This window comes from Motilibacter peucedani (assembly GCF_003634695.1).
Lineage (GTDB): Bacteria > Actinomycetota > Actinomycetes > Motilibacterales > Motilibacteraceae > Motilibacter > Motilibacter peucedani.
On the sequence record NZ_RBWV01000011.1, the window covers coordinates 335381 to 355815 of the forward strand.

A 20435-nucleotide genomic window follows, 5' to 3' on the forward strand; every position below is an offset into this window, starting at 1 on the left:
GCTACTGGAGCACGCTGAGCACCTCGCCGGACTCGGCGTGCAGCTGCCACAGCCGCTCTGCGACGGCGGCCGGCTCGTGCTTGCGACCCGGCCCCACTGCACCCACGATCACCAGCTGCGCGACGGTGATGCCGTAGGCGGCCACCGCCTCGTGCAGGAGGCGGACGTACACGCTCTCCGCGGCATTGGCCACCGCACTGGCTGCGCGGTCGGGGCTCGGCGCGACCGCTGCGCTGCCGGTCGTGAACAGCAGCGTCCCCGCGCCCCGCTCGAGCATGCCGGGCAGCACGGCCTGCGCCGCCCGCACGGCGGCGGTGACGCCGAGGGCGAGAGCCCCGGCAATGTGATCTGGCGTGGTCTGCACCACCGGCTGGATGAGGGCGACGTCTGGAAGCGGGGTGAAGGCGAGCACCACCACCGGCCCGTGCCGCGCGGTGAGCGACGCGACGGCGGCGGCGAACGCCGCGTCGTCGCGGACGTCGGCGAGGGCGTAGTCGGCCACGGCGCCGCCAGCCCGCAGCTCCTCGGCGTTGCCGGCGAGCCGCTGCTCGTCACGGGCGACCAGGCCCACCGGGTGGCCGTGCGAGGCGAAGGCCCGCGCGGTGGCGAGCCCGACCCCCGGGCCCGCCCCGGCGACGAGCACCAGGCCGTCGGCCGGCCCGCCGCTCACCCGGCCTCCTTAGCCGGTGCGGCGTCGCCCTGCGCCCGGCGCGCGGTGTCCTCCCACGCGGCCCACTCGGCGAGCCGGCGCTCGTAGACGCTCCTGACCAGACCCGGCGCTGCCGAGCCGAACAGCACGCGCAGCGGTGGTTCCGGAGCGTCGACGACCTCCAGGAGTGCCTGCGCAGCGGCCTCCGGGTCGCCGGGCGCGGCCGCGCCGCGGCGCGCTGCAACCGCGTCCCACATGGCGGCGTAGACCTCCAGCCGCTCCGAGCGCCGCGCCGACGCGCCGGCCCAGTCGGTCGCGAAGCCGCCGGGCTCGACGATGGTGACCCGGATGCCGAAGCCGGCGACCTCAGCCGCCAACGACTCGCTCATGGCCTCGAGCGCCCACTTGCTCGCGTGGTAGGCCGAGAGCCCGGCGAAGGCGCCGACGCCGCCGATGCTCGACACCTGCACGACGTGCCCGCTCCCCTGCGCGCGCAGGATCGGCAGCGCCGCCTGCACCACGCGGAAGGGGCCGAGCACGTTGGTGTCGAGCTGAGCCACGAGCTCGTCCTCGGTCAGCTCCTCGAAGGCGCCGAAGTGCCCGTAGCCCGCGTTGTTGACGACGACGTCGAGCCGACCGAAGCGCTGGTGCGCCGCCTGCACCGCGCCTGCGGCGTCGGACGCCCGGGTGACGTCGAGCTCGAGCGGCAGGAACCGCTGGGGGGACTCCGCGGCGACCGCGGCGAGCGGCGAGGCGTCGCGCGCGGTTGCGGTGACGTTGTCACCCCGCCGCAGCGCCGCCGTGGCGAAGGCCCTGCCGAAGCCGCGTGATGCTCCTGTCACGAACCAGTTCTTGGCCATCCCGGCCGCTCCTCTGCTCTGTCGCCTCGTGTCGCCCTCCAGTCTTCGTGCGGCTCGCCGGGCGCACCAGGGCCGGCCTGCACCTAGGAGCAGCGCACCCGCCCGGACGTCAGCGGGCGCCGGCGGCCAGTGCGTCCAGCGCGGCGGGCACCCCGACGTCGAGCATCCTGCGGCGCACCCGGCCGAGCAGTCGAGACATCACCAGTCCGCCAAGACCGGTGAAGCCGGTGTGGTGGTAGGTCAGCCGCGCGCCGCCGGGTGCTGGCTCGACGAGGTAGGTGACCACCGTGGTCGCACCGCCGTCGCCACCGGTCCAGGAGTAGCGCAGCAGCCGTGGTGCCTCGACCTCCAGCACCTCGCAGTCGACGACGCCGCTCCATCCGGGCTTGGGCTCCGCGACGAACCGGAAGCGCGTGCCCACCACGGGCGCAAAACCGTCAGCCCGCGCACCGGCTCCTGTCGCTGTCCACAGCGGGATGAGCTCGGGGTCGGTCATCACCCGCCACACGTCTTCGGGCGGGGCGGGGTAGTCGCGGGTGAGGGAGATGGTGCTCACGGGAGCCTCCTGCGTCGATGGGCAGAGATTGTTACAGTAACCGTAAGTTGCAGCCGCTGTAAACTCTCGCCATGACGCTCGACTGGACCGCGCTGGCTGCAGGACCAGAGCCGGCCGGCGAGGGGCTCCGGGAGCGCAAGAAGCGGCAGACCCGCCGGCTGCTCTCAGCGACCGCGACGCGGCTCTTCCTCGAGAACGGCTTCCACGCCGTGCGGGTGGCCGACGTGGCCGCCGCGTGCGGCGTGTCCGAGAAGACGGTGTTCAACTACTTCCCCACCAAGGAGTCGCTGCTCCTCGACCTGTGGGCGGGCACCGCCGGGTCCCTCGAGCGGCTGCGCGAGCCCGGTGCCTCCCCCGTCAAGGTCGTCCTCGACGTGCTGGGCGCCGAGCTGGACGAGCTGACGGCGTGGCTCGGCGCGCAGCCCGACCCGGACGCCGCGGCGCAGGGGTTCCGCAGGTTCGGCCGGATGCTGCGAGAGACGCCGTCGCTGCGCGCCTACCAGCGCGACACCTTCGACCGGCTCACGGGCGTCGCCGCAGCCGCGCTGGCCGAGCGTTCGCGCGCGGAGCCCGGTGACCTCCGTCCGCTGGCCGCCGCGCACGCGCTGCTGGGGCTCTGGAGCGTGCAGTTCGCGAGCCTCGCGCGCCACGTGGGCACGCAGCGCGCACCCGCGCCGCTGGCAGCGGCGGTCACCGCAGACGTACGCCGCGCCGCCGCGCTCCTCGTCGACGGCCTCGCGACGCTCGACGGGCCCTGAGCTCAGGCCGCCTTGCGCAGGCCGTGCAGCCGCCAGAGGATCGCCGCCGTCTGCGCGCGCAGGCGGCCGGCGGGGTCGTCGACCGAGACGCCCAGGGCCGCCTCGACGTGGCGCAGCCGGTTGGTGATCGAGCTGTGGTGCAGGTGCAGCTCGGCGGCCGCCTGCCGGGCCGAGCCGCTCCACGTGAACGCGAGCAGGATGTCGATGTCGAGCTCGCCGCTCGAAGTCCGCGACATCTCGGCCAGGGCGCGGACGTCAGGGTTGCTCAGGGCGACCTCCGCAGGGCACGAGGCCAGGGTCGCGAGCGCCCCCAGGTCGTCCCAGACGACGAGGCGCTCGTCGCGCCACGCGCCGGCGAACTGGCCGGCGACGCGCGCCGAGGTCCACGAGTCCTGGGCGCGCGAGGCGGGTACGCAGGGGCCGACGCCCACGTGGATGCGGGCCGGGCGCTCGGCGCCGGCCGCCGCGGGCGCGCAGCGGAGCAGCTCGAGCGGGTCGCCGGGCGCCTGCAGCACCACCGCGCCCACCATGCCGACGCGGGCGGCTCGGGCGACCCCGCCCAGCGCCGAGACCGAGGCGACGACGGAGGCGATGGCCGGCCCGAGCTCCCCGTCGGATGCCGAGACCGCGGCGACCCGGAGCGAGCGGGCCGGCGACAGGCGCAGGAGGCGCAGGGCCCGCGCCCGCTCGTCCTCGTCGGTGTCGGCCGCGATCAGCAGGCCGACCAGTGCGACGTCGGTGCTGCCGGCAGTGGAGGTCAGCGGGCGCCAGCGCGCGGCCGCGGTCACGGCCATGCGCTCGACGAGGATCTCGTCGAGGGGCTGGACCTGCTGGCGCTCCAGCCACACGTGGCCGACCGTCACCTCGCCGACGACGACGGGCGCCTCGATCGCCACTGGCAGCTCGAGCGGCGGCGCCGAGCCACCCTTGTCGTCGAAGCGGATGATCTGGCCGGAGGCGGCGTCGCGCAGCCCTGCGGTGCAGCACGCGAGGGCGGCGGCGGCTCGGGTGAGCGCCTCGAGGCTGACGCCGTTGTTGACCAGGCGGTCGAAGTACTCGATGACCCGAAGCGACGCCTCGGCGTCGGGATCCATGCTCGACAGACGCAGGAGCAGACCTCGCACGCCTCCGAGGCTAGGGCGTCACCCCACGAGCGGGCACCGACCCGCCGCATCGTTACGCAAGCGTTGCGCGTCCGCGCCGTCTGGCGGGCACGGCAGCCCCGATCAGCGACGCGTGGCGGATGACGCGGACGCCGCGCCGCTCGACACTTCTCGCACGGCAGGCAGCACGAGCGTGTCGCCGCCGAACTCCCAACGATGCGAGGAGCCCCGCATGTCCCACCCCATCGTCCGTCGTCGACGGCTCGTCGCGGGCGCGCTGCCGCTCGTGCTCGCCGCGACGCTCGGCCTCAGCGCCTGCAGTGCGAAGTCGAACGCCGCGAAGGACGCCGCCGCCACCGGCCAGCCCGTGGCCGCCAGCAGCGGCGAGCAGATCAAGATCGCCTTCGTCTCCGGCCCCCTCAACGACCCGTTCTTCCCGCCGCTCTACCAGGGCGCCCAGGACGCGGCGAAGCAGCTTCCGATCAAGCTCAACTACATCCCCATCGACGAGGCGGACATCCAGGCGAGCTCCGCCCGCACGATGGAGGCCGCCATCGCGTCGAAGCCCGACGCGATCGTGGTCGGCGACTTCATCACCAACGTGGTGGACCCGCTCATCAAGAAGGCCGTCGCAGCAGGCATTCCGGTCTTCGTCAACCAGTCGGGCCAGGACAGCTGGGAGAAGGACGGCGCACTCGGCTTCATCGGCCAGTTCGGCCCAGACGTGGGCGCCCAGTCCGCCAAGCGCTTCCTCGACGCCGGCAAGAAGAACATCACCTGCGTGGTCAACGTTGCGGGCAACCCCTACCTCGACGCCATCTGCAAGGGGCTCGGCGACGGCCTGCGCGCGGCGGGCGGCTCGTCCGACGTCTTCACCCTGCCCAGCGGCGACGGCACCGACCAGAGCAAGACCACCAAGGACCTCAGCGGCTTCCTCGCGACGCACAAGGACGTCGAGGGCGTCATGACGCTCAACAACCTCACCGGCTACGCCGCGATCGACGCGCTGAACCAGGCCGGCCGCAAGGGTGCACCCGTCGGCTCCCTCGGTGTGGGCAAGTCGGCGATCGACAAGGTCAACAACGGCAGCATGCTCTTCCTGGTCAACGAGCAGCCCTACCTCGACGGCTACCTCGGCACCATCACCGCCTACACCTACGCGAAGTTCGGCCTCGCGCCGGTCGGCGTCATCAAGACCGGCCCGCAGTTCGTGGACAAGTCGAACGTCGAGAAGATCTCGGCCGTCTTCGACAAGTACCCGAACGTCATCGGCCCGAAGTAGAACCCCTCCCGCGCGAGAACGGAACACCGATGGACCTCCCCACCGCCACGGGGCCGGGCACGGCGACGGCGGCACCGGCCCTGCCGCCGGTCGCCGACCCGGCCGGACCAGCCCAGACCTCCGGCCGCTCCACCGTGCGCCGGCTGCTCACCCGACCCGAGATCGGCGGCGCCGTGTCGGCGCTGGCGCTGTTCGTGTTCTTCAGCATCTTCGCCGGCGACAACGGCTTCCTGACCCAGGGCGGCACAGCCAACTGGGTCAACGCCGCCGCCGAGCTCGGCATCGTCGCCGTGCCCATCGGGCTGCTGATGATCGCCGGCGAGTTCGACCTGTCTGTGGGGGCCATGGTGGGCGTCGGCTCCATGAGCGTCGGCATCACCACCGGCGGCTACGGCGAGCCGGCGTGGCTCGGTGTCATCGTCGGCTTCGCCATCGCCGTCGCGGTCGGTGTCGCCAACGGCTTCATGGTGGTCCGCACTGGTCTGCCCTCGTTCATCGTCACCCTGGCGACGATGATGATGCTGCTGGGCGGCGCGCTGGCCGTGAGCATCTGGGCCACCGGCTCGTCGAACGTGTCCGCCAGCTCCAGCGGCCTGACCCACGCGCTGTTCGCCAGCAAGTGGATGAACGACCAGCTGGGCGTCGCGCTCGTCTGGTGGGTGCTGCTCCTCGTCGTGTCGGCGTGGATGATGAGCCGCACCCGCTTCGGCAACTGGACCTACGCCACCGGCGGCAACGTCGTGGCCGCCCGGCTGGTCGGCGTGCCCACCGACCGGGTCAAGATCTCGCTGTTCGTCGCGACCTCGGTCTGCGCAGTGCTCACCGGCACCGTGCAGACCCTGACCCTGGGCAACGGCAACGTGACCCTGGGAAGCGCCTTCATCTTCCAGGCCGTCGCGGCGGCGGTCATCGGCGGCGTCCTGCTCACCGGCGGCTACGGCTCGCCGATGGGCACCGCCTGCGGGGCCGCGACCTACGGCATCATCTCCACCGGCGTGCTCCTGCTGGGCTGGAACGCCGACCTGACCCAGCTGTTCATCGGCGCGCTGCTGCTCGTCGCCGTGCTCGCCAACCACCGGCTGCGCGCCCTCGCGCTGAGCGGGAGCTGATCCCCATGACAGAGACCCAGACCGCCACCCGTCCCGTCGTCGAGCTGCGCGGCGTCACCAAGAGGTATGCAGGGGTGACCGCCGTCAGCGACCTCAGCCTGCGCCTCATGCCCGGTGAGGTGTTCTGCCTGCTGGGCGAGAACGGCGCCGGCAAGTCGACCGTCATCAAGCTCCTGACGGGCGTCGAGCGCCCGACCTCCGGCTCCGTCGTGGTCGACGGCGAGGAGGTGTCGTTCTCCAGCCCCCGCGCTGCCCGCGACGTGGGCATCGCGACGGTCTACCAGGAGGTCGCGACGCTCCCGCTGATGAGCGTGGCGCGCAACTTCGTCCTGGGCGCCGAGCCGACAGTCGGCTGGGGACCGTTCAAGCGCATCGACATGGCCACCGCCAGCAGGACCGCACTGGCCGAGCTCAAGAACCTCGGCATCCGCCGGGTCGACGACGGCCGCCAGCTGGTCGGCACGATGTCGGGCGGCGAGCGCCAGGCGCTCGCGATCGCGCGGGCGGTGCACTTCGGTGCCCGGGTGCTCGTGCTCGACGAGCCCACTGCCGCACTGGGCGTCCGTGAGTCGGCGACGGTGCTGCGACTGGTCTCCCGGGTGCGGGAGCGCGGCGTGGCCGTCCTGTTCATCACGCACAACGCGTACCACGCCCACGCCGCGGGCGACCGCTTCATGGTCCTGCGCCGCGGCGAGCCGTCGGCGGAGTTCGCGCGCGGCGAGCGCAGCATCGGCGAGGTCATCGAGCTGATGGCCGGTGGCGCGGAGCTCCAGAGCCTGCTGACGGGTGTCGAGAGGGGACAGGTCGGTGTCGGAGACGACAGCAGCGCGGTCTGAGGCCGGACGGCAGGTGCGCCGCTACGACACCGAGCTGCTCGCCGGTCGCGACCGGCTGCTCGAGGTCGACCCGGACGCCGACCTGGCGACCCACCGGGCGGCGCTCGCCGAGGCGATGGCCCACTTCGCGCGCGAGTCCGACGACGAGGTCGAGACCCGCGACGTGACGGTGGCGGGCGAGGGCCGGCCGCTGCGGCTGCGGGTCCACGAGCCACGCGCCGGCGTCACCGGTGGTCTGCTGTGGCTGCACGGCGGCGCGTTCTCGCTCGGGGAGCCCGGCGTGGACGACGACCTCTGCCAGGAGCTCGCGGTGCGTCACGGGCTGCTGGTCGCGGCGCCCGACTACCGCCTCGCGCCCGAGCACCCCTTCCCCGCCGCCGAGCGCGACGCGGCCGTGGCGCTCTCGTGGCTCCAGCGGGAGCTGGCGGCGACCGTCGCGGCGGACGCGCCGTCGCCCCGACGCCTGGTCGTGGCCGGGGCCAGCGCCGGCGGCTCGCTCGCGCTGCGGACCACCCTGCACGCGGTGGCCGCTGGCTCCGAGGTGGAGCGGCTGGTGCTGGTCTACCCGGTCGTCCACGACCGGCAGGACTCGGGCTCCATGCGGCGCTACACCACCGCACCGGTGTTCGACTCCGAGCAGGCCGAGCTCATGTGGGACCGCTACCGAGGACCCGCGGCGAGCGGGCCGTGGCCCTCGCCGCTGCTCGACGACCGGCTGCCGCTGCTGCCGCACACGCTCGTCCTGCTCGCCGAGCACGACCCGCTGCGCGACGAGGAGCTCGAGCTGGTGCGGGCGCTGCTCGACGCGCGGGTGCCGGTGCACGCGCGGCTCGCGGCAGGCACCTACCACGCCTACGACCGGTTCGCGCCGCAGAGCCGCGCCGCGGCCGAGCTGTGGCGCGAGGTCCACGAGTTCCTGGCGCGGCCACCGCTCGCCCCCGCGGAGTGGTAGCCATGCCTGCAGCACAGCACCTGGGGGGACGCATGGACGCCGAGCTGTCGGCAGCGCTGATCATGTTCGACATCGGTGACGGCACCGACCTCGAGGACGGTCGCGAGCGCCTGCACGCGATCCACCGCACCAGCAGCCTCACGGTGCCGCACGCCGTCGAGGTCCGGGACATCGCTCCCGGTCCCGACGGCCCGCCCGTGCGGGTGCGCTTCTACCGGCCGCGGGGGGCCGCAGACGTACCCGTCATGCTCTGGCTGCACGGGGGCGCGTTCGCGTTCGGCTTCGCCGAGATCGACGACGAGCTGTGCGTGCGGCTGGCCGAGGACTCGGGCTTCGCGATCGCGTCGCCCGACTACCGACTCAGCCCTGAGCACCCGTTCCCCGCGGCGTTCGACGACGGCTACGGCACCCTCGAGTGGGTGCTGCGCAACGCCGGCCCGCTGGGCCTCGACACCGGCTGCGTCGCGGTGGGCGGGTCGAGCGCGGGCGGCGCCCTGGCCGCGGGCGTGTGCCTCCGGGCGCGCGACGAGGGCGGTCCCGAGATCCACCAGCAGCTGCTGATCTGCCCCGTCACCGACGACCGGATGGCCACCCGCTCGATGCAGCTCTACACGCACTCGCCGTGCTTCACGCGGCAGGGCGCCGAGCTGATGTGGGACCGCTACCTCGGGCCGTCGCGCGACGAGCCGCCGCGCTACGCCGCGCCTGCCCGGGAAGAAGACCTCTCGGGCCTGCCGCCGGCGTTCGTCCTCACGGCCGAGGAGGATCCGCTGCGCGACGAGGGGATCGACTACGCGCTGCGCCTCATCGCCGCCGGCACGTCCACCGAGCTGCACCACGTGCCAGGCACGTTCCACAGCTTCGACAGCATCGTGCCGACGGCCGGGGTGTCGCAGCGGGCCTACGCCGACTACCTGGCGGCGCTCCAGCGCTGCCGCACGCGGTAGCCGGCCGGAAGGGCACGACTGCTGGCGCCGAGGCGCTCGATGCTGGTTCGCTGTGCGCATGACGCTCCTGCGCCCCCGCCCTGCTGCCCTCGCCGCCGCGACCGCCCTGCTCGTGGTGGGCGGTGCCGGCGGCGGCGCCGCCGTGGCGGCCACCCGGACGCCGCGGCTGCTCAACGTGTGCGTCGGCACGAAGAGCCACGCCGTGACGAAGCCGACCGGCGGTCGGTGCGCCAAGGGCACGACGCTGTACGCGGTGGGCGCGGCCGCCACCCGCGGAGCGCGCGGGGCTGCCGGCGCGCAGGGGCCGCAGGGCGTGCCCGGACCGCAAGGCGCGTCAGGTGCGCAGGGGCCGCAGGGTGCACCCGGCGCCCAGGGCCCGGCGGGCGCCGTCGGGCCGCAGGGGCCCGCGGGGGGCGCGAACGCGTACGTCGTCAACTGGCTCGCCGGCTCCGGGCTGGTCCACGCGACGCCCGGAGTGACCGTGGTGAGCAGCAGCGCGAGCGCGACGAACCTCGGTGTCACGCTGCAGCTCCCCGTCGCCGACGTGCGGCACTGCGGAGCAGCGGCGACGGTGCTGGGCAGCGACTCCACCTACGCGCGCACGCCGGTCGCCCAGGTGGCACTGCTCAGCGCGACACCGAGCCGGCTCTACGTGTCCACGACCTGGGACGGCGGCTCCCCCACCGGCTTCTCCCTCACCGTGACGTGCCCGTGACGGCGCCGCGCACCCTCGGGCTGCTCGGCGGGATGAGCTGGGAGAGCAGCGCGGAGTACTACCGCCTGGCCAACGTGCTGGTGCGCGAGCGCCTCGGTGGCCTGCACTCGGCCCGGCTGCTGCTGGCATCGGTCGACTTCGCCGAGATCGAGGCCCTGCAGGTCTCGGACCGGTGGGACGAAGCGGGCGAGCGGCTCGCCGAGGTCGCCCGGAGCCTGGAGCTCGGCGGCGCGGACGTCCTGCTGCTGTGCACCAACACCATGCACCTGGTGGCCGAGCAGGTGCAGACCGCCGTCGACGTGCCGCTGCTGCACATCTGCGACGTCACCGCTGCGGCTGTCCGCGCCCGGGGCGTGCGCCAGGTCGGCCTGCTGGGCACCGCTTTCACCATGGAGCGCAGCTTCTACCGCGAGCGCCTCGAGGCCGGCGGCCTGTCCGTCCTGGTGCCGGAGGTCGACGACCGGGCACTGGTGCACCGGGTCATCTACGAGGAGCTCTGCCTGGGCATCGTCCGCGAGGAGTCGCGCGACGCGTTCCGCGCGCTCATCGAGCGGCTGGTGACCCGAGGCGCCGAGGGCGTCGTGCTCGGTTGCACCGAGATCGAGCTGCTCGTCGGGCAGGCCGACAGCAGCGTCCCGGTGTTCCCGACGACGCGGCTCCACGTGGAGGCCGCGCTCGAGCTGGTGCTCAGCACCTAGCCCGGGCGCGGCCTCCCCCCGAGGCGTCGGTCAGCTCGCCGCGACGAAGGCCGACGGGTTGACCTTCAGCACCTGCCCGGCGTGCGCCATGCCGACCATGCCGGCGATGCTCCACGCGGTGGAGTAGAGAGCGCCGTCGTGCCAGACGATCCCGGCCGGCATCGGCACCGGTGCGTAGCTCATCGCGCCGGTCGTCGACACCTTGACGATGCGCCCGACGGTCGAGGGGTCGAAGCCCTTCGGCGGGTTGCCCTCAGGAGCGCCGTGCAGCAGCTCGCTGGCGTAGATCGTGCCGTCGTCGGCCACCGCGACGCCCGTCAGGCCCTCACCGAAGCCGGTCCACGTGCGCAGCACCGCGCCGGTGCGGCCGTCGAGCTGGAAGACGGCGCCCTCGACCTCGGAGCCGAGCGCGGAGACGTAGAGCGACCCGTCGGGTCCCCATGCCATGCCGGTCGGCACGGGGTCGCAGCCGACGTGCTTCTTGTCGTTGTTGGGAACGGTCTTGCACTTCCCGGCGGTGATCAGCGGGAGGGCGGCGAACAGCGAGGTCGCTCCTCGGCTGTTGATGCGCAGGATGTCGTTGCCGCCCGCGTCGGCCAGGAGCACGTAGCCGTGCGGGTCCGGCAGCAGGTAGTAGGGGTTCGAGAGCGCGTCCAGCGGCACGCCCTTGGCATTGAACTGCTGCTGCCCGTCGGGGTTGTGGCGCAGTTCGAAGCGCTGCGGGTCCGAGAGCAGCTTGCGCGTCGGGAAGGCGAAGGAGACGACGGTGGCGCTCAGGCCGCGCGGCGGCAGCTTCGTCGCGTGCTCGTCGGGCTCCGCCGCCCCCACCGCGGCGAGGACGGAGCCGCCGACGACGGCGACGCCCTGCGTCGAGCCGAGCCGGGACAGCACAGCCTGCGACTTGCCGTCGGCGGTGAGGGTGCGCACCTGGCCGTCATCGGAGTCGGCGACGTAGGCGTTGGCGCCGTCGAAGAAGAGCTGGCGCGGCCCCTCGAGGCCGGTGGAGACGATCGTCCCGACGGCGCCGGAGGGCGCGGCCGAGGCGGGTGCCGCGAGCGGGGCGACGGCCAGGCCGGCGGCGGCGAGCATGGACACTGCGATGGTGCTGCGTCTCATCGACGACTCCCTCGGGTGCTCGGGCCGGGTGCGCCGTTGCGTCCCGGTGGCCAGATCATGGCCTCGAGCACCCGGCCGCGCCAGGGTTTCGCCCGAACTCGTGCCCCCCCGGTCACCAGGGCGCGACGCCGTGCCGGTCACGGAAGGCACCGGTCGGGCCGTCGGCGCCGATCGAGGCCAGCTCGACGATCGCGTCGGTCCCCTCCGTGACGGTCTGGGGACCGCTGTGGCCGTTGAAGTCCGTGGCGGTATAGCCCGGGTCGGCCGCGTTCACCTTGATGTCGGGGAAGGCCCTGGCGTACTGCGTGGTCAGCATGGTGAGCGCCGCCTTCGAGGCGGTGTAGAAGGGCGACACGACGCTCGACTCGACGCGCTCGGGGTCGTGCGTCGCGGCGAACGACCCCATCCCGCTGGAGACGTTGACGACGACCGGGGAGCCGGAGCGCCGCAGCAGCGGGAGGAAGGCGTGGAAGACGCGCACCGCGCCGACGACGTTGACGTCGAGCACGGCGCTGAGGTCCGCGGCGCTCAGCTGCTCCACGGGGACGTGCGGGGCGTTGACGCCGGCGTTGTTGACGAGCACGTCCACGACGCCCTCGTGCGCGAGCACGTCGGCCGCGGCCGCCGCGACCGACGCGTCGTCCGTGACGTCGATCTGGACGAAGCGGGCGCCCAGCGCCTCGGCGGCCGCGCGGCCGCGCTCCGGGTCACGCGCGCCGACGAGGACGGTGTGGCCCGCGAGCACGAGCCGGCGGGCGGTCTCGTAGCCCAGGGACTTGTTGGCTCCGGTGATGAAGGTGGTGGTCATGCATCCATCGTCGAGCAGGGCCGGCACGCTCGCCAGGCCCTGCTCGACGGGTGGACTGCGAGTACCACCGTGGGCTCAGCGGTGCGGTCTCTTGACCTTCGGCGCCACGGTGACGCTCACCGGCACGACCAGGTCGCTGTAGGGGTCGTCGCTCGCGACGTAGAGCGCCGCGGTGTAGGTGCCGAGGCCCCTCAGCGCAGGGTCGGAGGTGTCGACGCGGATGCGTACGCGCTTGCTCGCACTCGGTGCGAGCGTGAAGGTCGTGCGCCGCACCTGCATCCAGCTCAGGTCGACCGGCCCTGAGGTCCAGCCCGGCAGCACCTCGGCCGCCGGCGTCGGCGCCCCGGGCGCCGCCGCTCCGCCGATGGCGTAGAAGCCGGGCGCCGAGCCGCCGCGGTAGAGCGCGTTCAACGCGTTCGGCAGGGCGGACCACCGCTCGGTCTTGGTGTCATAGGCCCAGGTCGCGTTGGTCAGCGCGTTGCCGACCACACCACTCGAGACCACGAGCTGACCGTTGGCTGCTGCGTAGAACGCACCCCAGGCACTGGTCGGCTGGTCGGCGATCGGTGTCCACACCTTCGTGGCCGGGTCGTAGACGTAGGCCGAGGTGAGGTCGGCCTGGGTGACCGTGCCGCCGGAGCAGTAGAGCTTGCCGTCGATGCCACCGCATGCCTCCCAGCCGACGTACTCCGGGTAGTACGTGGGCTGCGACCACGAGTCGCTGACCGGGTCGTAGACCTGCACCTCCTGGGCTCCGCAGTCGTACCTGCTGCACCCGCCGACGAGCCACAGCTTGCCGTCGAGCACCGCGGTGCCCATGGCGGCGTAGGGCACCGGCAGGTAGGCGCCGGAGCTCCACGTGTCGGTGACCGGGTCGTAGACGTCGGTCGACCCCTCCTCGTAGCCCTGCGGCGAGAAGCCGCCGGTCACGACGATCTTCCCGTCGAGCCAGGCCGCGGACGCGGCTTCGCGCGGGTGCGGGATGGGCGCACGGGTCGCCCACGTCTGGGACGCAGGGTCGTAGCGGTAGAGCGCGTCGGTGTCCTCGGTCCCGTTCCAGCCGGCCACCGACCACACGTAGCCACCACCGGAGACGACGGCGTTGTCCTGCAGCGGCACGGGCGGGCCGGGGATCCCCTTCCACCCCTCCGGCGACGCGGGCGCCGGTGTCGGTGCGGGCTTCCGCACGCCAGCGGCGGTGCGGGCCGCTGCTGCGTGCGACGTGCGGCTCACGACCGCCGGCACGCGAAGGGCGGGTACGCCGCTGGTCGCGGCCGGTGTGAAGGTGCCGGGCCGCTCGGTGACCGTCACCGACACCGGCGCCGTACCGGTGTTCGACAGCGTGACGTCGGCGTGCCCGATGCCGCCCGGCTGCTCGGTGACGCCGATCCCGGTCGCGCTCGACGCCACCCGGCCCGCCTTCAGCGCGACGTCGAGTGGCACCACGGCGTCCGGTCGCAGGGCGACCGGGCGCACGGCGGTCTGGTAGTTCTTGCGAGTCAGCGTGACGCTGCGGCTACCGGCGCTCGGCACGAAGAGCTCGTAGAAGCCCTTCCCCACGGCCGGGTCGTCGCTGCTGGAGGTGGTGGTGCTCCGCGTCGGGTCGTCGGTCAGAGCCGCGCCGGCGCCGTCGACGGGTCTGGAGTCGTTCGCGTCGGTCACCGTGCCGGCGACCAGACCACCTGCGACCGGAACCTGCTGGCGGTCGCCCAGGTGGATGTCGTCGAGCTCCCACCACTTCCCGAACAGCACGGTGTCGTCGTAGTGGAAGCGCACGCGTACGCGGCTCTGGTGCGCGGCGGCGTCGAGCGGCACGAGGACGTGCCCGGTCAGCAGCTCGGAGCCCGGGTCGGTGGTGTCCCACGCCGTCTGCCACGTCGAGCCGCCGTCGGTGCTGAGGTCGACGGTCGCGACCTGGCCGTCTGACAGCAGCAGCCAGGTGTCGAACTCCAGCAGGGGGTGCGAGGCGTCGCTGAAGTCCGTCGGTGGGCTGGTCAAGGTCGACTCGAGGCGGGACCCCGCGGGCGTGCTGCTCGTGTCGACGAGGGCCATGCCGCCCGTGCCGCCGGTGAGGTTCTCGTAGCCGCTGGGGTTGTCGAGCACCCAGCCGGTGCCCGAGCCGGTGGTGTCGACGGTCCACCCGGGCAGCTGACCGGTGTCGAGCGTCTCCACGGTGCCGGTGTCGGCGCGCGAGTAGCCCGCGACGTCCTCCAGCAGCGCGTCGACCGGCAGCTCGAGGTCCTCGACGGTGCCCGACGCTGCGACACGGACCTGCCGCGTGACCGGCGCGTAGCCGGGGGCGCGCGGTGTGACGTGCACGGTGTAAGGACCGCCCGCCGGCAGGTCGATGCTGTAGTGGCCGGAGTAGGGCGACGTGTGCAGCGTCCCGCCCGGGACGTCGTCCACGGTCACCGCCGCGGGCAGCGGCCAGCCGTGGCCGGAGCCGTCGCGCACCGTGCCCGAGAGCGTCGCCGTGGGCGCCTTGCGCATCTCCACGTCTCGCCTGACGGTGGCACCGTCGGCGACGACGACAGTGCCGAGAGGCACGGCGTAGTAGCCGAAGGCCGACACCGTGGCGGTGTAGGTGCCGACGCGCAGGTGGGCGTCGTACGCGCCGGTGCCGTCCGCGTCGACACTCGTCTCCTGCTCCTGGCTGGTGAGCCGCAGCTGGGCCCCGGGCACCGGGCGGTGCGTCGCCGCGTCGAGGACGCGGCCGGTCAGCTCGCCGTGCGGCCCGGCCGCGAAGGCGCTCGTGCCGTCCGGCGTACCGAGGCCGGTCGGGCCGTCGTACCCGGCGTCGGCCGTGCACAGGTAGCGCGGCGAGCAGAACCCGTTGGCACCGGCAGTGACGTCGAACAGCGTCGCGCCAGGGGTGAGGTAGGGGTAGGACGCGGGGTCGGTGCCGGGCACCGGGGCGCCGGCCACGGCGTACGTCGCGGTGACCAGCGGCGCGGACATGCTCGTGCCGCCCACCTGCTGCCACCCGCCGCCGTCGAAGGAGTTGTACATCGCAATGGCGGTGTCGGGGTCGGCGTCGGCCGAGACGTCGGCGACCGTGCGCTGTGCGCACCCGGAGTCGTGCTGCCAGGCGGGCTTCGGCTCGTAGACGGAGCACCCGCTGCCCGGGCCGCCGCCGTGGCTGTCCCAGACGGTCTCCTTCCACCCGCGCGGCGACGAGGGGTCACGCACGAGGCTGGTGCCGCCGACCGCCGTGACGAACGGCGCGGCCGCCGGCCACGAGACGCCGTAGTGGCTGTCGCCGGTGCTGGCGACCATGACGACGCCCGGGTGGTGGTAGTAGGCCTCCTGCCAGGTCAGCTCGATCGGGTCCTCGCCGCTGCCCGGGTCGAAGCTGTACCCGGAGCCGTAGCTGTTGGAGACGTACTTCGCCCCCAGGGCGACCGCCTGGTTGACGGCCTCACCCATGTCGAGGAAGCCCGGGGTGTCGGCCTCGACGAGGATGATGTCGGCCTCCGGCGCGACCGCCGTGACCGAGTCGACGTCGAGGGCGATCTCGCCCGCCCACCCGGCGTCGGAGGCGGGCGGGTAGTCGGTGCCGCCGCGCTGGTCGACCTTGCGGAACTGGCCCGGCCGCAGCGGCGGCAGCCCGAAGGTCGCGCGGTAGACCGCGAGGTCGGACTCGATGCCCGGGTTGTCGTAGGCGTCGACGATGGCGATCGTCGCGCCGGCGCCGCCACCGGCCGGAAGGCCGTAGGCGTCGCGGACGTCGGCGGGGGTCAGGCCCTCGGGCGTCGCGGTCGTCCGGACCTCGCCGTCCTGGGCCACGGCCTCGGCGAAGCAGCGGGCGACGCCCGGGCCGACCTCGGTGTCGCAGAGCGGGACGGTGTGCGGCTGGGGCGCGCGCGGCACCTGGCGCGGCGTCGCCGCCTCGGCGGGTGCCGTCAGCGTCGCGCACGCGAGCGCGGCGACCGCGCCGGTGACCAGCACCCGGCGGATCCGGGCGAAGGGGGTCGTAGTCACTGGGCCTGCTTCCACGAGACGGAGGGCGAGCGACGACCGGGTCGCGGCGCCCGCGGGACGAGGGGCCACGCCGCCCACGTCGGCACCCTCACACCGGCGGCGCCCGCTCCACAAGGGACAGCAGTGGCGTCTTCCTGCCAGGTGACCGATCTCGCCAGGTCGGATGTCGTCGAGGTGTCGCGGGTGTGACGGCTCAGACCCAGCCGCGCTCGCGGGCCCGGACGCCTGCCTGGAACCGGGTCGCCACACCGAGCTGCTGCATGAGCGCCTGCACGCGGCGCTGCGCCGTCCGCGGGCTCATCCCGAGGGCGCGCGCGATCGCCTCGTCCGTCGAGCCGGACGCGAGCAGCGTCAGCAGCGCGGCCGTCCCGTCGTCAGGGGCGCCTGGCCCCTGCGTCGCGACCGGCAGGGCCCGCTCCCACACCGCCTCGAACAGCGCAGCCAGGGCGTCGAGCAGGGCACCGGGATGCACGAGGTAGGCGGCGGCCGGGTCGGTGGAGCTCAGCGGGATCAGCGCCGCGCGGTCGTCGGCGATCATGAGCTTCACGGGCAGCGTCGCCGCGACCCGCGACTCCTCGCCCGCGTTCTCCGCCACGAGGATGTCGCTCTCGAGGCGGCCGGGCCACGCCGCCGCGTCGCGGTCGTAGACGGTGCGCACGCGTACGCCGTCGGCGACCGCCGCCGCCTGGTCGGGGTTGACCTCGCCCGCCGGGTCAGCGAGGTAGGGCGGCTTGTCGAAGCCGCGCAGCTGGGTGCGCGCCAGGCGCTGCACGTCGGCGAAGCGCTGCGCGACGGCGTCCGCGCCGACCACCAGCTCGACGACGTCGGCGGGGCGCGGGAACCGCACCGCCGCGCGGTGCATCTCGTCGAGCGCCCGCAGCCCGGCCCGCGCCTCACGCAAGCGCGCCTCCTGCTCGGCGACGCGTGCCCCGAGCACCAGGTCGGGGCTCGCGGCGGCGAGCGCACCGTCGGTGCGCGCCAGCAGACCTGCACCCTGCAGCTCGCGCACGGCCGCCTCGGCCGCGCCCGGCTCGAGCCCGGCCCGGCCGGCGAGCTCGACCGCGTCGGCGGCGGGCTCACGCACGAGCTCGACGTAGGCGGCGCCGGCGTCGTCGCTCAGGCCGAGGGTGGACAGCCAGCCGGCCGGCGAGCTCATGAGGCCGCGGGCGGCACCCGGACCAGCCCGGCGACCGCCGCCTCGATGCCCGCCCTCGCCTGCTCCGCGGCGCCGGGGCCGGTGTGGAGCGCCTTCAGCGACCACGAGGCCGTGTCCCAGCTGATGACCAACGCCAGGACCATGGCCAGCAGCTGCGGCGCGGGGATGTCGGCGCGCACGGCGCCGGCCGCCTGCGCCTCCTCGACCGCCCCGACCTTCGTCCGGTAGACCTCGACCTCGGCGTCGACCGGCTGCGGCCGCTCGAGCGAGGACCACAGCGTCAGCCGGCGCACGTGCGGGCGGTGCTCGAGCAGCTCCCAGAGCTCGCCGGCGTAGCGGGGCAGGTCGGTCGCATCGAACCGCACGGCCTCGGCGAGCTGGAGCAGCCCGTCGGCGACCACCCGGTCGAAGAGCTCCTCCTTGGTACCGAAGTGCACGTAGATGGAGCGCTTGTTGGCGGCGGCGGCCTCGGCGATGCGGTCGACCCGAGCGCCGGCCAGCCCGAACCGGGCGAACTCGTCGACGGCCGCCTGCAGGAGGCGCTGCTTCGTCGCGGTCGCGTCGGGTGGCATGCCGCCCATCGTAGGAGGGGCTTGCGCACTGCGGCCGACCCGGCGCACGATGTAACCAACCAGTTAGATACAACTCTTGAGGAGCACCCATGCCTCGCACCTGGCTCATCACCGGCACGTCCTCCGGCTTCGGCCGGGAGCTGACCGAGCAGCTGCTCGCCCGCGGCGAGCGCGTCGCGGCGACGGCCCGCCGGCCGCAGGCGCTCGACGACCTCGCCGCGGATGCGGGCGACCGGCTGTGGCGCCGCAGCCTCGACGTGACCGACACGGCGCAGCTGCGCGAGGTGGTCGACGGCGCGTTCGCCGAGCTCGGCCGCATCGACGTGGTCGTGTCGAACGCCGGCTACGGCCTGTTCGGCGCGGCGGAGGAGCTCAGTGACGCCCAGCTCGAGCAGCAGCTGGCGACCAACCTCACCGCGCCGATCCAGCTCGCCCGCGCCGTGGTGCCGCACCTGCGGCGCCAGGGCGGCGGCCGGGTCGTGCAGGTGGCGAGCGTCGGCGGGCAGGTGGCGTTCCCCGCCATGAGCCTGTACCACGCGACCAAGTGGGGCATCGAGGGCTTCTGGGAGTCCGCGGCCGCGGAGCTCGCACCTTTCGGCATCGGCGTCACGATCGTCGAGCCCGGCGTCGCGCGCACCGCCTTCGCCGGAGGCAGCGCAGTGCTCGCTGACCCGCTGCCTGACTACGCCGACGGCCCGTCGGGGGAGCTGCGCCGCCGGTTCGCGGGCGAGCTCCCGCCGCTGCCCGCGCCGGGCGACCCGGCGAAGATCGCGTCGGCGATCATCACCTCCGTCGACTCGCGCGAGGCACCGTTGCGCCTGACGCTCGGCTCCGACGCGTACGCCTTGGCGACCGCCGCGCTACGGAGCCGGCTCGAGGCGCTGGAGTCGGCTCGCGAGCTCGCCTTCTCGACCGACGCCGACGACGTCCGCGCCGCCAGCTGACGCTGCGCGCGTCCGCTTGTCGGCGAACATCGCCGCGTCGGCGGTGAGCAGCAGGTGCTCACCGTCCGATCCCACGCCGCCCGCCGTGCCGATGCTCACGCCGACCCGCACGGGCACGCCGCCCAGGAGCACCGGCTCGCTCACGCTGCGCCGCAGGCGCTCGACGAGCCCGTCGACGTCGGTCGGGTCCAGGTCCTCGCAGAGCACCACGAACTCGTCGCCGCCCATGCGGGCCACGAGGTCGTGCGGCCGTACGCCGGCGCGGAGCCGCTCCGCGACGGCGCCCAGCACCGCGTCGCCGGCGGAGTGCCCGTACTCGTCGTTGACGGCCTTGAATCCGTCGAGGTCCAGGTAGAGGACGAGCACGCCGGCGCCCGACGACAGCGCCGCGGACACGCGGTCGAGCAGCACGCGGCGGTTGGCCAGCCCGGTGAGGGGGTCGCGGTCCGCCACCCGAGCCAGCTCGCGCTGGGCGCGTGCCTGCTCGCCGATGGCGAGGGTGAAGCGGGCGAGGGCGAAGGTGACGGTCACCAGCGAGCCGAGCCCGAGCGCGACCCGCTCGCCCGGCGCGAGGGTGCCACGCAGGGCGAAGATCAGCGGCCCGCAGGCGAGCGCCGCACCGAGGAACAGCACGCGCGCCCGGTGCGGCCGCTCCGGCCGCGGCTCGCTCGCGGTCAGCAGCTCGGCGTCGCGCTGGGGCGAGACGACCGCCAGCATCAGGAACGCGTTGGACATCAGGAAGACGGCGTCGAAGTGGACGAGCACGCTGTCGCCGACGACGTCGGCCAGCACGCTGAGCACGGTGTCGCCGACCTGCATCACCGCTGCTCCGAGCACGAGCAGGACGACAGGGGCACCGCGCCGGCCTGGCGTGAAGAGCAGGAACAGCACCGCGGACAGCACGACGACGTCACCCAGCGGGTAGGCCACCTGCACGACGGAGGCGAGCGCCGACGAGGCGTCCATGCCCGGCGACACGATGAGGACCCACATCGTCATCGCGACCGCGCTGGTGAGCGTCAGCCCGTCGAGCACGCCGGCCCGCGCCGAGTGGGGCGCGCGGTGGCGCACGACCACGAACAGCGCCGCGGCCAGCATGGGGTAGCCGGCGATCCACAGGACGTCGCAGACGCTGATGTCGGGCGAGTAGCCGCAGATGTTCATTCCCGCGTAGACCGTGTCGCCGAGCAGCCACGTGGTCAGGGTCGCCGCGAGCAGGGCCCACGGCAGGCGGGTGCGGCTGCTCGGCCGGGCGACCGCCCTCCAGGCCAGCACGACGAACGCGACGGAGCAGCCGAAGTACGCCGTGCGCCCGACCGGCGCCTCGGGCTGCCACGCCACGAGGCCCAGGCAGGCCACGAGCGTGGCGACGGCTGCGCGGGACGACATGCCT

The 20435-nt window shown here is 73.9% G+C and carries 19 protein-coding genes; 9 read left to right on the top strand and 10 right to left on the bottom strand.

Going from position 1 to position 20435, the window contains the following annotated elements:
• Window position 1 precedes the first annotated feature (1 nt).
• The 3 genes from CLV35_RS09875 to CLV35_RS09885 form a co-directional block, all read right to left on the bottom strand.
• Window positions 2–670 carry an SDR family NAD(P)-dependent oxidoreductase gene (locus CLV35_RS09875; RefSeq protein WP_121193290.1) on the bottom strand — a complete coding sequence of 223 codons (669 nt, stop codon included), beginning with the start codon at window positions 668–670 and terminating at the stop codon, window positions 2–4.
• Window positions 667–1509 carry an SDR family NAD(P)-dependent oxidoreductase gene (locus tag CLV35_RS09880; protein ID WP_121193291.1) on the bottom strand — a complete coding sequence of 281 codons (843 nt, stop codon included), beginning with the start codon at window positions 1507–1509 and terminating at the stop codon, window positions 667–669. The genes CLV35_RS09875 and CLV35_RS09880 overlap by 4 nt, the downstream gene beginning before the upstream one ends.
• Before the next feature lie 109 nt (window positions 1510–1618).
• Window positions 1619–2065, bottom strand: a complete 447-nt coding sequence (locus CLV35_RS09885; protein ID WP_121193292.1) for an SRPBCC family protein — start codon at window positions 2063–2065, stop codon at window positions 1619–1621.
• Window positions 2066–2136: 71 nt separating this feature from the next.
• Here CLV35_RS09885 and CLV35_RS09890 point away from each other — a divergent pair, with 71 nt between their 5' ends.
• A complete protein-coding gene (locus tag CLV35_RS09890) occupies window positions 2137–2823 on the top strand; it encodes a TetR/AcrR family transcriptional regulator (protein ID WP_121193293.1) in 687 nt (228 codons plus the stop codon).
• Window positions 2824–2825: 2 nt separating this feature from the next.
• Here CLV35_RS09890 and CLV35_RS09895 read toward each other — a convergent pair whose 3' ends face one another.
• The gene (locus tag CLV35_RS09895) at window positions 2826–3947 is read right to left on the bottom strand and encodes a helix-turn-helix domain-containing protein (protein ID WP_147431923.1); all 1122 of its coding nucleotides are present in this window, start codon (window positions 3945–3947) and stop codon (window positions 2826–2828) included.
• A gap of 211 nt (window positions 3948–4158) precedes the next feature.
• Between CLV35_RS09895 and CLV35_RS20025 the strand changes: the two genes are divergently transcribed.
• From CLV35_RS20025 to CLV35_RS09940, 7 genes are read left to right on the top strand one after another with little or no spacing between them, the layout of a single operon-like run.
• Entirely contained in the window at window positions 4159–5208 is a 1050-nt protein-coding gene (locus tag CLV35_RS20025) for a substrate-binding domain-containing protein (RefSeq protein ID WP_183061898.1), read from the top strand.
• A gap of 29 nt (window positions 5209–5237) precedes the next feature.
• The gene (locus tag CLV35_RS09915; RefSeq protein WP_121193298.1) at window positions 5238–6317 is read left to right on the top strand and encodes an ABC transporter permease; all 1080 of its coding nucleotides are present in this window, start codon (window positions 5238–5240) and stop codon (window positions 6315–6317) included.
• A gap of 5 nt (window positions 6318–6322) precedes the next feature.
• Window positions 6323–7153 (top strand): ATP-binding cassette domain-containing protein, encoded by an 831-nt coding sequence (locus CLV35_RS09920; protein WP_121193299.1) that lies wholly within the window; start codon window positions 6323–6325, stop codon window positions 7151–7153.
• A gap of 13 nt (window positions 7154–7166) precedes the next feature.
• Window positions 7167–8105, top strand: a complete 939-nt coding sequence (locus tag CLV35_RS09925; protein ID WP_121193300.1) for an alpha/beta hydrolase fold domain-containing protein — start codon at window positions 7167–7169, stop codon at window positions 8103–8105.
• Window positions 8106–8107: 2 nt separating this feature from the next.
• Entirely contained in the window at window positions 8108–9052 is a 945-nt protein-coding gene (locus tag CLV35_RS09930) for an alpha/beta hydrolase (protein ID WP_121193301.1), read from the top strand.
• Between the two features lie 58 nt (window positions 9053–9110).
• Window positions 9111–9767, top strand: coding sequence for a collagen-like protein (locus CLV35_RS20030; RefSeq protein WP_183061899.1), 657 nt, complete (start codon window positions 9111–9113; stop codon window positions 9765–9767).
• Window positions 9758–10465, top strand: a complete 708-nt coding sequence (locus CLV35_RS09940; RefSeq protein WP_231121682.1) for an aspartate/glutamate racemase family protein — start codon at window positions 9758–9760, stop codon at window positions 10463–10465. The genes CLV35_RS20030 and CLV35_RS09940 overlap by 10 nt, the downstream gene beginning before the upstream one ends.
• A 30-nt stretch (window positions 10466–10495) precedes the next feature.
• Here the strand turns inward: CLV35_RS09940 and CLV35_RS09945 are convergent, their stop codons facing one another.
• From CLV35_RS09945 to CLV35_RS09965, 5 genes are all read right to left on the bottom strand, one after another.
• Complete coding sequence (locus CLV35_RS09945) at window positions 10496–11581, bottom strand: ScyD/ScyE family protein (protein WP_121193302.1); 1086 nt, start codon at window positions 11579–11581, stop codon at window positions 10496–10498.
• A 112-nt stretch (window positions 11582–11693) separates the two neighbouring features.
• Window positions 11694–12389, bottom strand: coding sequence for an SDR family NAD(P)-dependent oxidoreductase (locus tag CLV35_RS09950; protein WP_121193303.1), 696 nt, complete (start codon window positions 12387–12389; stop codon window positions 11694–11696).
• Window positions 12390–12464: 75 nt separating this feature from the next.
• Entirely contained in the window at window positions 12465–16370 is a 3906-nt protein-coding gene (locus CLV35_RS09955) for a carboxypeptidase regulatory-like domain-containing protein (RefSeq protein ID WP_121193304.1), read from the bottom strand.
• A gap of 193 nt (window positions 16371–16563) precedes the next feature.
• On the bottom strand, window positions 16564–17526 hold the full coding sequence (locus CLV35_RS09960) for a helix-turn-helix domain-containing protein (protein WP_121193305.1): 963 nt from the start codon (window positions 17524–17526) through the stop codon (window positions 16564–16566).
• A complete protein-coding gene (locus tag CLV35_RS09965; protein WP_231121683.1) occupies window positions 17523–18098 on the bottom strand; it encodes a TetR/AcrR family transcriptional regulator in 576 nt (191 codons plus the stop codon). The genes CLV35_RS09960 and CLV35_RS09965 overlap by 4 nt, the downstream gene beginning before the upstream one ends.
• Before the next feature lie 89 nt (window positions 18099–18187).
• Between CLV35_RS09965 and CLV35_RS09970 the strand changes: the two genes are divergently transcribed.
• On the top strand, window positions 18188–19042 hold the full coding sequence (locus tag CLV35_RS09970) for an SDR family oxidoreductase (protein ID WP_121193307.1): 855 nt from the start codon (window positions 18188–18190) through the stop codon (window positions 19040–19042).
• On the opposite strand, the gene CLV35_RS09975 is transcribed toward CLV35_RS09970, so the two are convergent.
• Window positions 18959–20431: a GGDEF domain-containing protein gene (locus CLV35_RS09975; RefSeq protein WP_121193308.1), complete on the bottom strand. Its 1473-nt coding sequence runs from the start codon at window positions 20429–20431 to the stop codon at window positions 18959–18961. The genes CLV35_RS09970 and CLV35_RS09975 overlap by 84 nt on opposite strands.
• Window positions 20432–20435 lie beyond the last annotated feature (4 nt).